The organism is Paenibacillus sp. FSL F4-0100 (assembly GCF_037993005.1).
Classification (GTDB): Bacteria; Bacillota; Bacilli; order Paenibacillales; family Paenibacillaceae; genus Paenibacillus_AQ.
This window is the reverse complement of record NZ_CP150303.1, coordinates 2,068,070-2,079,899: the sequence shown is the minus strand read 5'-3', so window position 1 is coordinate 2,079,899 and position 11,830 is coordinate 2,068,070. Positions and strand designations below refer to the sequence as shown.

Sequence of the window (11,830 nt, the reverse complement as noted above, 5' to 3'; positions counted from 1 at the left end):
CCAACACCTCCCCTCTGTTATTTAATTTTGAAAAAAGCAGCCGCCAGCGCAGACTGCTTTTTCAAATGAATCATTTACTTCGTGGACTGAAACCATTCATTCGCTGCGTTCACCATATCGGTTCCACCATCGGCTCTCCATTGAGCCAGAAATTGATCGTAAGATTCAATCGGCTTCGCACCGGAAATGAATTGCAGCACATTGTCATCCAACATGGTCGTCAATTTCAACAGATTTTTGGATACAGCTTCAATTGGCGGTGCTGTCGACATCGGATCTACAACCATAATGCCTTCTGCATTTTTCTGGAACTCTTCAAAATGCGCCTGAAGAACAGGATCTTTACGTACACGTGCTTGCCAGTAAATCGGATACTTCTCTTCGTCTACCCCTGTCAGGAAACTGCTTGCATTATTCAATTCATCATTGAAAATCGGCAGAATCGGATAGTACTTTCCGTCCTTCACTTCATGATGAACGCCTTCTTTACCCAGCGCGATGCCCTTAAACGTCTCAGGCTCCATTTTTGCGTTGAGGAAATCCATAGCGGCTTCCTTATTCTTGGAGGATTTGAGAATAGCAACATACCAAGTGGTATTTGCTTTAACCCCGACCATGGCTTTGCCGTCCTTGCCTTTCAGATAAGGAATGACGGATGTCTTGGCTTCCGGGAAGTTCTTCTCTAGCGCAGCAAGCGTCGTCCCGGCATTCCACCAGGCCAGCTTATACATCGCTGCTTTACCGCCTGAGAACTTCTCAATCGATTTCTGTGCGGTATTAATTGGCATCTCCGTATCGAGTAAGCCTTCTTTATACAGCTTATTCATATAAGCAACATATTCTTTCATCTCGGGCTGTTCAGCTCGATGAACCAGCTTGCCATCGACTTCTTTCCAATCGGTCAAAACGCCAAATGTTGTGGCAATATCGCCATAAAGGGAAGTGGACTCTTTGCTCATGGTGAGCGGAATGACATTCTTCTTTTCCTTAATCGTTTTAAGTACATTGTAAAGTTCATCGGTGTTCGTAGGCATGGACAAACCCAGCTCATCCATCCAGTCTTGTCTGACGACGAGCGCCTCGCCGATGCTTACGCCAGCCCCCGTCTCTGGAATACCGAAGATCTTCCCATCGATCGTTGCACTGCCAAAGGACTCTTGTTTTATGGATTGTTTAATATAATTCCCATGAGACTCAAGCAGCTCATCGATTGGCTCGAGCGCTCCCGCAGAGGCCAGATTGTAGAACTGGGGTGCATTCAATTTCACCAAATCATAGTTATCTTTGCTGGATACGAGCAGGTTCAGCTTCTCATCCGCGTTTTCGGCCGGCAGCAGTTCGTAATCCACATTGAATCCGGTTCTTTCCTGGATGTACTTGGCCACGTATTCGGTCTTCGGATCAAACAATCCATATTGCATAATCATGCGCAGACCCGGTTTTTCAGACGTTGTGTCTTTGTTCCCGTCGTCTTTCGGGGTGCTTGCCGGTGTGTCCGATGGCTGAGCCGCCGGCGTATCCGTCGTGCCGCCTCCCCCGCCGCCGCATCCGGATAGCGCCAGCGTGAATCCGAGAATCCCGGCCAACACCGCGGATTTTTTAATCTTGATCATGGATAACCCTCCTTGTGATTGAGAAATTCAATGAATTCTGCCATCTGAGCAATACGAAGCGCATCACCACCTTTATAAGATAACCCCACAAAGTGGGGCCTTGCTCCGAAGTCCATTCAGGTACTTTGCGGGGACCCCGGAAATTATAATTAGCGGTAGTTTTTCTTGCGATATCAGGCTTCAGATCCTCCAAAGTTTATACTTTCTGATCTCTTCAGAAAACCTGATGAAATCTAGCCTTTAACCGAACCTACCAGCACGCCTTTGACAAAATACTTTTGCAGGAATGGGTACACCAGCAAAATCGGGATCGTTGCCAGCAGGATCGAAGATGCTTGTATGGACTGCGGTGTTGCGTTAATCGCGGCGTCGACATTGTCCTTCAGGAAGTCCCCGCTGGACGAAACAAGCAGTTCCTTCAGGTACAACTGCATGGGCTTGATCGCCGGATCGGTAATGTAGATCATCGCCGCAAAATAGTCATTCCAGAAAGCGACCGCAAAGAACAATCCGATCGTTGCCATGACGGGAAGCGAGAGCGGCACAATGACCGAGACCAAGATGCGGATATTCCCCGCGCCGTCCAGCTTGGCGGACTCCTCCAGCTCATCCGGAAGCCCCTCGAAATAGTTTTTAATGATGAGCATGTTGTACACGTTCACCATTGCCGGCAGGAATAACACCGGGAAGGAGTTCACCAGATTCAAATTCTGCATGAGCAGGTACGTCGGAATCAGTCCGCCGCTGAAGAGCATCGTGAATACGAAAATCAACAGCAGCCCTTTTCGTCCGCGCAGCCGGTATTTGGACAACGGATAAGCCGTCAGCGTGGTCAGAAACAAACTGCAAGCTGTTCCGATGATCGTCAGAAAAATGGATACCTTGAGCGAATTCAAGAACATGGAATCCTGCAGCACATACTTGTACGTTTCGAATTGAACCCCGACCGGGAGCAGTCCAACCTGGCCCGATATGACGGCTCCCTCGCTGCTCAAGGATTTCGCGATCAGGTTCATGAAAGGAAGCAGGGTCGTTAAACCCATCAAGATGAAAAAAGCATAATTGAATACCGAGAAGCATTTTTCCGAAAACGACGTTTGGATGACACCTCGGGTGGTGTTTGTTCCTTCCAAAGCTTTTTTGTGATCCATTTGCGCCACCCTTTCTTTACCAGATTCCGCGCTGTAAGTATTTTCTGCTCATGGCATTGCCCATGATGACCAATGTGAAGGATATTACGGCTTCGAACAAACCAACCGCTGTCGAGAAGCTGTAATCCTGGTTCCCGAGACCCTGCCGGTATACATAGGTTCCGATGACATCCGACACCTGGTACACGACCGGATTGTACATGACGAGAATCTGTTCCGTTCCCGCTTCCAGCACGTTCCCGAGACGCAGGATGAACATCAGGACTATAATCGGGGCGATCCCCGGGAGCGTAATGTGCCACAGCTGCTTCCATCTCCCGGCCCCGTCGATCTTCGCCGCTTCATACAGCATCGGATCGATCATTGTAAACGCTGCCAAATATACGATCGTGCTCCAGCCCGTTTCCTTCCAGCCTGCCGACGTGATCAGCACGCTCCGGAACACGCTGTTATCCAGGAAGAACGCAATCTGCTCCATGCCCAGGAATACCAGCAATTTGTTGACGATTCCTCCGTTCGTTGAGAGGAGATCGATAAACAATCCGCCAACAATGACCCAAGACAGGAAATGCGGAAGATAGATGACGGTTTGCACCGTTCGTTTAAATACCATATTCCTCAGCTCATTGAGCATCAGTGCAATAATGATAGGGAGCGGAAACAAGATCACGATTTTCAGGAAGCTGATGATGACCGTATTTTTAAATACCTGAGCAAAATCCGGCGACGTGAACAGCTTCTCGAAATGCTTCCATCCCACCCACGGACTGTCGGCAAATCCGGTGAATATGTTGAAATCCTTAAATGCAATCGTAATCCCGTACATCGGCGTGTATTTGAACAGTAAAATGAACAAGATGCCCGGTACGAGCAGCAGATAAAGATCCCACTCTTTCCATATGTCCGACCCTAAACGGCCCCAATACCCTCGTTTTTTCTTCATCTCTTTATACGGTGCCGGCGATGGTTCTATCGTGGGTTTCATCGACTCGTCTCCCCCTTTCTATTGATTCAATCTCCTTGGTTACTACAAATTGTAATTCCCGCCGAAGCGACTGAGTAGGCGAGGATCATTACTATTTATGGTAATATGATGTTGTGTTGGGGCATGGACGTCAGTAATTATGTCATGAGGTTACGACGGGTATTTCATGAGGTGTTAACTTGTCACGATCGGCTAATCGCTGCCAACCGAAATTCATAACTGAAATTCAAACCATTTGCTTTCAAAACCCTAGGACCATTTGAACCCCTAGCCCCCATTTGAACCTTCATCGAAAAAAGAGGATTTGTGCATCACTCCGCATGCGGATTGTTCTTCCGATCCCTGTTACCCCCGGATTTCTTCTGAATGAATGAAACAATGTTGAAATCCGGGGATAAAGGGGACCACTCACGCTTCTCCAGAACAATTCCGCCTGCTCCGTTGAAGCTTACTCAAGAATGAAGTTGGCATTCGAAGCACGGCAATGCCGTGCTTCGTCGCCAAGCGAGGCCTCCTCTGCTCTGCGCCGAGCTTGGCCTCCCTAGCCTCAATGCGCGGGTGATTACTTCCGCCCTGCCGATGGTTGGGGCTGGGGGTAAAAGCAAACGAGCCGTTCGGGATGTATGCCCCGAACGGCTCGTTTGCTTGTTTAAGTAACAGCGGCATGCTATGCTGCGCTGCGATTTGCTCCCTCCCCCACCCTCATGGGGGGGAGGCTTTTTAGATGGTTTGGACCCCCACGGACCAGCGGAGAGGACGTATCGATTCCGGAAAAACGATAGTGGTCGCCTTTGGAGCCGAATTTCTTCCTCTGTCATCATCATTCCGGAAATTTGGCGACAACAGCGATTGGAGGAACGATACGACCGCGGAGCGGCTTTCCCATCTCTCCCTCCCCCACCCTCATGGGGGAGGCTTTTGGGTTGGTTTGGACCCCCACGGACCAGCGGAGAGGACGTATCGATTCCGGAAAAACGATAGTGGTCGCCTTTGGAGCCGAAATTCTTCCGCTGTCATCATCATTCCAGGAATTTCGGCGACGACAGCGATTGGAGGAACGATACGACCGCGGAGCGGCTTTCAGATGTGTGCAGCAGTACCTTGCAGCCTCTCCCGCTTCCTCATCCCTTAAACTCCCCCGGATTTACCCCCCAATACTTCCGAAACACCTTGGTGAAATAACTAACATCGCGGTACCCGACCAGCCGGGCGGCGTCGTACACCTTGAGACCGTCCTGCAGCAGCGACTTGGCCCGCTCCATTTTGCGTTCCAGGACGTAAGCGGAGAAGACGACCCCCATTTCCTGCTTGAACAACCGGCTAAGATAGGAAGAATTGACATAAAGCCGGTCCGCCACCGTATGCAGCGTAATTTCCTGATCCATCTCCTCCTCAAGCAGGTTCAGAATATCCTTCACCACCTGATGGCTCGTCGTTTTCCGCTGTTCGCTCACAAAGGAAACGATATGCTTCACTGTACGCTCCAAGAGCGACCAGGTTTGCATTTTAGTGCTCAGCAGCTTGACGTTTTGGAAGAAATCGATATCCTCGCCAACGACTTTTTTCACCGTCCAGCCCTGCTTCTGGATCATTCGGGTAAAGAAGCTGTTCATGTATAGAACCGCCTCATGGAATTCATCCGAGGATTCGGATCTGGAGAAGGCTTCTTCCCATAATCCCTTCAGCGCCTCCAGGGCTTTCGTCTCGTCCGCGGTTTCAAGCGCGATCTCCAGCGTCTTCTCCAGATTCTGCTGCACGATCACGCCCTGGATATCTCGCTTGTGCTGCTCCCGGTAAGGAATCGCGAGGTCGTGTCCGTACACGACGCGGTCCTGAAGTGCCCGGCAGGCTTGCGTATACAGCAGGCTCATATCTTCAATCGCCCCGATCGAAGCACAGATGCCGGCACTTGCCGTCAACTTCAGCACTTCCTTCGTCTGGGAGAGCAGCTTGGATACATCGGCATTCAGCCGCAGCATGGCCTCCTTAGCGTCTTGATTTTCCTTCACGAACAACACCACCAGCAGCATACTGCCGGAATCCGACGTGATCCAGAGAGAGGGATGGGATAACAGCTCCTTAGCCAGGCACTGCATCGTGAACTGCAGCAGCTCAACATCCCCCCGTTGAAACCGTGTCTCATGCTCCGGCAGCGGGTCCAGGTCTACCACGGCTACCGCAATATGGTCATCCTCCTTCAACGGAATATATAATTCCTTGCTCTTGCCAAGAACATCCTGCTTTGTATATTTGCCGCTCACCCATTGGATAAAAAATAGATTTTGCAGGTGCGGAAGATTGTCTTTCCATTTCTGTTCCAACGCAGCCTTGCGCTGCCACTGCTCCAGATCTTCCCGAAGCTGCTGCCTCGCTTCAAGCACCGCTTCGAGGATATCCTCCTCGCCGGCGGGCTTCAATAAATATTTGGACACCCCGTATTCCAGCGCAAGCTGCGCGAATTCGAAGTTATCATGTCCGCTCAGAATGATCATTTTCGTCAATCGGCTAATGTCCTGCCGGCTTCGCAGCTCGCCAAGGAGTGTCAATCCATCCATTTCAGGCATCTGCACATCGATCAGCATAATATCCGGTTTCTTCCGGCTTACAAGCTCAAGGGCTTCGACACCGTTGGACGCCATACCAACCACTTCAATTCCATACTTGTCCCACGGGATATTGTAAGCTAGTGCATTACGCAGCCGGGGTTCATCTTCCACAATCATGAGATTCATGCGGTCTTCCCCTTTCGAACGATCTATATATGAGTACCTACTTCAAGCTAACTTCCTTGCAGCGATCCAGCGGAATGGAAATGGTGACGGTTGTGCCTTCCCCTGAGACACTGTGAACCGTGAGCTGGGCTTTCCTGCCATAATACAGCTTCATTCGGCTCAGCACGTTCCGAAGGCCGAACAGATCCTTCACATGCTCCTCATCCTGGGAAGATGCCGGCACGCTGCGGGAACCCATCATCTCCAGCTCATGCTGAATATAACAGAGCCGTTCTTCCCTAATCCCCGGCCCGTTATCTTGTACGCTGATGACCACGGTCTGCCCCTTTTCGATCCGGCTGGATATGACCAGGCTCCCTCCTGAGGATTTACCCTCCATGCCATGAATGATGGCATTCTCCACCAAAGGCTGGAGAAGGAGCTTGAGGAGCGGGACATGCTTGCTCTCTTCCGAAATGTGATAATCCACGGTGAAATTGTCCATGAAACGAAGCTGCTGAATTCGTAAATAGTAGTGCAGATGGGTGATGCTCTCCTCAATCGTAAACACCTGCCTGCCCTTGTTCAGGCTCAACCGGAAAAACTTCGACAGATTCATTACCATCTCGCTGATCTCATCCGCATCGTAGTTTTTGGCCGTCCAGTATATCGAATCGAGTGTATTGTATAGAAAATGCGGATTGATCTGGGATTGCAGAAACTTGAGCTCCGTCGTCGTTAATCGCAGCTGCTGCTCGTAATGATCCTCGATCAGATGCTTCTGTACGACGGCCATCTTGTTAAACGACTGAATGAGAAAGCCGAACTCGTCCTTCCGCTTGGTATCGACATGAATATTCAGTTCTCCGCTGCTGAGCCGCTTCATCCCGCGCGACAACTTCAACACAGGTGAGGCAATTCCACTGTACACCACCCATGAAATAATGATGGCCAGCAGGATGCTTAACCCGATGATCGCAACTGTGAACAGGCGCAGCTGATCAGTCTCTTTGTACAGCTCACTTTTCGGCTGTACCAACGCGAGACGCCATGCGGAGTAATCCGAGTCAATCGCTACGGTCATATCCTTGTCAGAAATGTTTTCCTCGTACATTCTGCCGGTCTCCACCACCACATCTCCCTTTTCGTTCAACAGGGCGATACGGCTGTTCTCGGAGGGAAGCAGCGTCTTGATGATGTTTAACAGCTTGCTCTTGTTAATAGACACCACCAACAGGTTCGACTGCCGTTCGCTGTTGTACAGGTCCATGGCCCGAATCAAGGAGACGCTGTCCGTATTCGTCATCTGTCCAAACGTGATTCCCTCCGCTACAGGGGCTTCCGACATGACGTAGGAAATCCCCGTTCCGTTCCTCCGGGCAGCTTCGACAAGCCATTCCTGCTGCGTCTCGCCCGTCAGCTTTTTGCCGCCGTAATGGGTAGAGATAATCCTATTGGACGCCTGATGATACACCGAAATTTGGGATACAAACCGGTTCACCGAAACGGAATTCAATAACTGTTCCAATATATCCGAGAAATCCACGATCGATTGAGGGGAGAAGTTGGTACTGTTTTTGTTCAGCAGCTCATTCATTCCAGGGTCGCTTGCAATCAAGGTGGATATCTCCTCCACGTTTTGCAGCGCCAGATCAAAATGATTCATCGCTGACGAAAGCGCCATCTCCGTCCGCTCGACAGCCTGTTCATAGAGAATATCCCGGGACCGTTCCACCGCAAACAGGCTGATGATGACCAATGGCAGCAGGATCAGCAGAAAATAACCGGTCAAGCGGGTTTGAATATTTTGCGAAAACCGATCCCGGACCCAGCGAGTCAACGCCATCATTCGAGTCCCCCCTTTTTTGGCGGCCGACATCATTGTTTGGAGTACCATTCATTCACTTCCTTCGTGATTTCATCTCCTCCTTCTTCCTTCCACCTCTTCACATAGTCATCAAAGGCATCCAGCGGTTCCAGCCCCATAATGATCTTCGTAAACACATCCTCCAGATTTTTAAGCTTATTACTGTACTTCGTCATGGCAGGTGTGGGAACGCCATAGAATGCATTCGGAGTTATATGTGAGTGAATCATCTGCAAGTTGTTGTATAGGTTGAAATCGCCTAGTGAGTCAAGCCGCTCCTTAAACAGCAATTGGTCCGGCACATCAACAAGCGACTGGTAAATGCCACGGTACAAATGCTTGTCGTGAAGCACAAAATCCGTAACGATCGCCCCGTCCTCCCAACGCCAGATTTCGTTCTCGAAGCCGAGCTTCAGCGTCTTATAGTCGCTGGCGATAAAGTCCAGAAACTTAATCACTTCGGCTGCTTTCTCCGATTCGGCGGGAATGACATTGTAGCCGCGGATAATATCCTTGCCTTCCACGCCTTTAAATCCGTCCGGTCCCGTGGGATACGGAAGCGGAATCCATTTTGCCTCCGGATCCTTGCTCATGTTAGCCGCGATTGGCCCCCGCGTGTCGTACCATGCTGCGGAGAACAGGCCCACCGTGCCATTTTCTATTTTTTCGAACAGGTTATTTTGCAGGTTTAAAGGAAACTCCCGATCGAGCAGATTCTCCTGATACAGCTTGGCAAAAAACGCGAGGGTCTCCTTCGTTTCAGGCAGAATGCTTCCGTTCACCAGCCGACCGTCCCGTTCAAACCAAGTATTCCGCTGCGTCCCGAAGGCGCCGAAGAACGGGGAAGACCTGCCCAACTTCGACATCAGGGTAAGGCCGATCGTATCCTGCACGCCGTTGCCGTCCGGATCATCGAGCGTAAAGGCACGGATGACTTCGTAATACTCCTCCAGTGTTTCGGGCGGCTCCAGGCCAAGCCGATCAAGCCAATCCTTTCGGACATACATCAGCTCTGCCCCAGTCACCTCATTCAAGCTCGGAACCGCATAGATTTTCCCGCCATATCGAACCCGATCCCAAACCTCCGGCGGAATTTTCTCCTTTAGATGGGGACCATACTTGTCGATTAACTCATCCAGCGGCATAAATGCCTTTTGCTTGACATAATTGTCGAACCACACCGGTTCATACGTATGGAGCATATCCGGCAAGTTGCCCGAGGACATAATGACATCCAACTTCTCGTTGTAAACTTCAGGTGGCGGAAGATTAACACCGATCTCAAGCCCCGTGCGCTCTTCAATGTAATTCAGATACGGATTGTCATTCTCGTCCATCCCGGCAGGGAATGTCATCCCGAGACTGGAAATAACGATGCTGATGGATGCGCTCTTCGGTTGACTCTCCGGCGAATTGTCCTCCTCCGAAGGATCCATAATGTTACATCCAGCAGCAAGGAGCATCAGAAATACACAGACGGGAAGCAATAGAACGTTACCCTTAAGCAGCCTTGACACCCTTCGATCCCCATGTTGAAATAACTCATCATTACAGGCCTTGTTCATCGGCATATGTCCTCACTCCCTCAGCTAGTAAGCTAATATTACTATATTACGATTTTATGGTGAGTAAGCTCACCTTAATAATCATTCTGTAATGATTTGCGGCTTCCTTCACACCGGACAAAAAGAAAAGAGCCGCCCCTGGTCATTCCCAAACCAGGGTGCGGCTCTAACTTTAGCCAAAACATTCATCCTGACATCAAGGACCACGACGTCCTTTTCACTGCTCGTGTTATTATTCGGCACAACACGCACGCGAGAATAAGATCCCGTTCCAATCGATCGGCCCGCCTAGACTAGTGAGGACAATTGGACCAATCACACTATTTCGGCTCCTCTTGATCACTGCCATCTTCCAGAAGGGGAATTTCTTTACGCTGCCCTTCCGATTCCACCTGAATCACTTCGAACGTACGGCCACAATGGGCACAGAACTTGGCGTTCATAGCGGAGCTGTTCCCACAGCCTCTGCATACCTTCTCATCCGTTAGATTGGCGATATGAAGCAGATTTTGGTCGATTTCAAAATTCAATTGATGAATCTTGTCCACGTAGCTTTGAATACTCTCCTGATCAGGCGGCCACTTCCCAGCTTCGATTGCAGCAAATACAACCTTGCCGATTTCCAGAAGCTGTTCATCGATATCGCTTTTTTTACCGTTGTTCTGCAGCTTTAACCGATTGATCTCCACCAGCGTTTTGGCTTTATTTCCGGCGTCAGACACACCGGCCTTGAATTTATCAAAAAAACTCAAGTATGCTCTCCCCTCTCTGTTCACCCGTTTAATGCTGTTATTTTATTCCTATAAGGAGATTCTCAGAATTTTATCATGATCGGTATAGTTCACGCCAGCACCCAGGCCCCTTGCAAACACCTGAATCGGAACGTACGTCACGCCGTCGATCACTTTAGGAGCGACCGCAACGGTTTCCGATTTGCCGTTGTAAAAGACGGTTTTGCTGCCAATCGTGAGTGTTATCTTGTGATTGCCTCTTTGTACACCAATACTGGCCGCTTCACGATTCCAGCTAACCTCAGCTCCCATTCCTTCAGCGATTTCCCGCAGTGGCACCAGATTGATGTTGTTATACACCAACGGCTCACTGTCAAACTTCACCACGCTGCCGTTAACGTAAACTTTAAGACCGGACTTGGCATAAGCCGGGGCTGCCGGCTTCGGCGCAGTGGATTTTGTCGTGCTATTCTTCGATGATTTGGCTTTAGGCTTGGATGAGGACGACTTTCCGCTTGAAGAGCTTCCTCCGCCGTTATGATAATGATACTCGCCATAAGACAGACCCCAGCGTTCGCAATTGGTGCGGCAGGTATGCCCTCCATTGGCATCCGTTCTTCCCGGATGAGCAGAAACGACCGATCCTGACACAAGCAATAAAGCGATGCTGCAGCACAGCATTTTTTTCTTCATAACTCAAATTACCCCCTGGTATAATATTCCTCCAATACATTCTAGCATATTTCTTATATAGCAGATGAATATATAGAGATACATTACATAGAAGGATGATTATTGTCATGCTGATGATCGCTTGCATGGTTTCATTTTCACCCCTCGCGTTTATTCGTTACATATAACGGAACCTTTTGTGCCAAAATATTTCCAGAAAGGAATGAGACCCTAATGAGCAAAAAGAAACCTGAATATGACGGACAGTTCCCCGGCGTAGACCCTATTCCCGAGCCCGATCGTCCGGATCAAGCCGCAACCGACAAGCTCGATGATCTGGTTCTTGGCATTTTGGAAGATAAAGATACATCGAAAGTTGATATCGATCCCGATACGGAAAATTACGATAAACTTCGCAAAAAGTAAGACAAGTCTCGCTTCAATATAATGTAAAAAATATAATCAATCTGTAAAAGTGTTCAAAAATAATTTATCGTTCTCATTTTGAGAACGATTATTTTTATGTTATGATTAA

10 protein-coding genes are annotated in these 11,830 nt (G+C 49.4%); 2 read left to right on the top strand and 8 right to left on the bottom strand.

Features of this window, described 5'->3' with window-relative positions; all coding sequences use genetic code 11:
- Window positions 1-74 precede the first annotated feature (74 nt).
- The 3 genes from MHH48_RS09080 to MHH48_RS09070 form a co-directional block, all read right to left on the bottom strand.
- On the bottom strand, window positions 75-1,613 hold the full coding sequence (locus MHH48_RS09080; RefSeq protein WP_076320517.1) for an extracellular solute-binding protein: 1,539 nt from the start codon (window positions 1,611-1,613) through the stop codon (window positions 75-77).
- A gap of 233 nt (window positions 1,614-1,846) precedes the next feature.
- Window positions 1,847-2,764 (bottom strand): carbohydrate ABC transporter permease, encoded by a 918-nt coding sequence (locus tag MHH48_RS09075; protein ID WP_076320516.1) that lies wholly within the window; start codon window positions 2,762-2,764, stop codon window positions 1,847-1,849.
- A 16-nt stretch (window positions 2,765-2,780) separates the two neighbouring features.
- Window positions 2,781-3,749 carry an ABC transporter permease subunit gene (locus tag MHH48_RS09070; RefSeq protein WP_076320515.1) on the bottom strand — a complete coding sequence of 323 codons (969 nt, stop codon included), beginning with the start codon at window positions 3,747-3,749 and terminating at the stop codon, window positions 2,781-2,783.
- A gap of 724 nt (window positions 3,750-4,473) precedes the next feature.
- Between MHH48_RS09070 and MHH48_RS09065 the strand changes: the two genes are divergently transcribed.
- A complete protein-coding gene (locus MHH48_RS09065) occupies window positions 4,474-4,881 on the top strand; it encodes a hypothetical protein (RefSeq protein WP_076320513.1) in 408 nt (135 codons plus the stop codon).
- Here MHH48_RS09065 and MHH48_RS09060 read toward each other — a convergent pair.
- The 5 genes from MHH48_RS09060 to MHH48_RS09040 form a co-directional block, all read right to left on the bottom strand.
- Entirely contained in the window at window positions 4,871-6,481 is a 1,611-nt protein-coding gene (locus tag MHH48_RS09060; protein WP_076320512.1) for a response regulator, read from the bottom strand. The two genes, MHH48_RS09065 and MHH48_RS09060, sit on opposite strands and share 11 nt — an antisense overlap.
- Window positions 6,482-6,518: 37 nt before the next feature.
- Window positions 6,519-8,357: a sensor histidine kinase gene (locus MHH48_RS09055; protein ID WP_256720373.1), complete on the bottom strand. Its 1,839-nt coding sequence runs from the start codon at window positions 8,355-8,357 to the stop codon at window positions 6,519-6,521.
- On the bottom strand, window positions 8,339-9,898 hold the full coding sequence (locus tag MHH48_RS09050) for an extracellular solute-binding protein (RefSeq protein ID WP_076320510.1): 1,560 nt from the start codon (window positions 9,896-9,898) through the stop codon (window positions 8,339-8,341). The genes MHH48_RS09055 and MHH48_RS09050 overlap by 19 nt, the downstream gene beginning before the upstream one ends.
- A 314-nt stretch (window positions 9,899-10,212) precedes the next feature.
- Entirely contained in the window at window positions 10,213-10,644 is a 432-nt protein-coding gene (locus MHH48_RS09045; protein WP_076320509.1) for a zinc ribbon domain-containing protein, read from the bottom strand.
- A 48-nt stretch (window positions 10,645-10,692) separates the two neighbouring features.
- Window positions 10,693-11,316: a stalk domain-containing protein gene (locus tag MHH48_RS09040; protein WP_076320508.1), complete on the bottom strand. Its 624-nt coding sequence runs from the start codon at window positions 11,314-11,316 to the stop codon at window positions 10,693-10,695.
- Window positions 11,317-11,529: 213 nt separating this feature from the next.
- On the opposite strand from MHH48_RS09040, the gene MHH48_RS09035 reads away from it, so the two are divergent.
- Window positions 11,530-11,721, top strand: coding sequence for a hypothetical protein (locus tag MHH48_RS09035; protein ID WP_076320507.1), 192 nt, complete (start codon window positions 11,530-11,532; stop codon window positions 11,719-11,721).
- Window positions 11,722-11,830 lie beyond the last annotated feature (109 nt).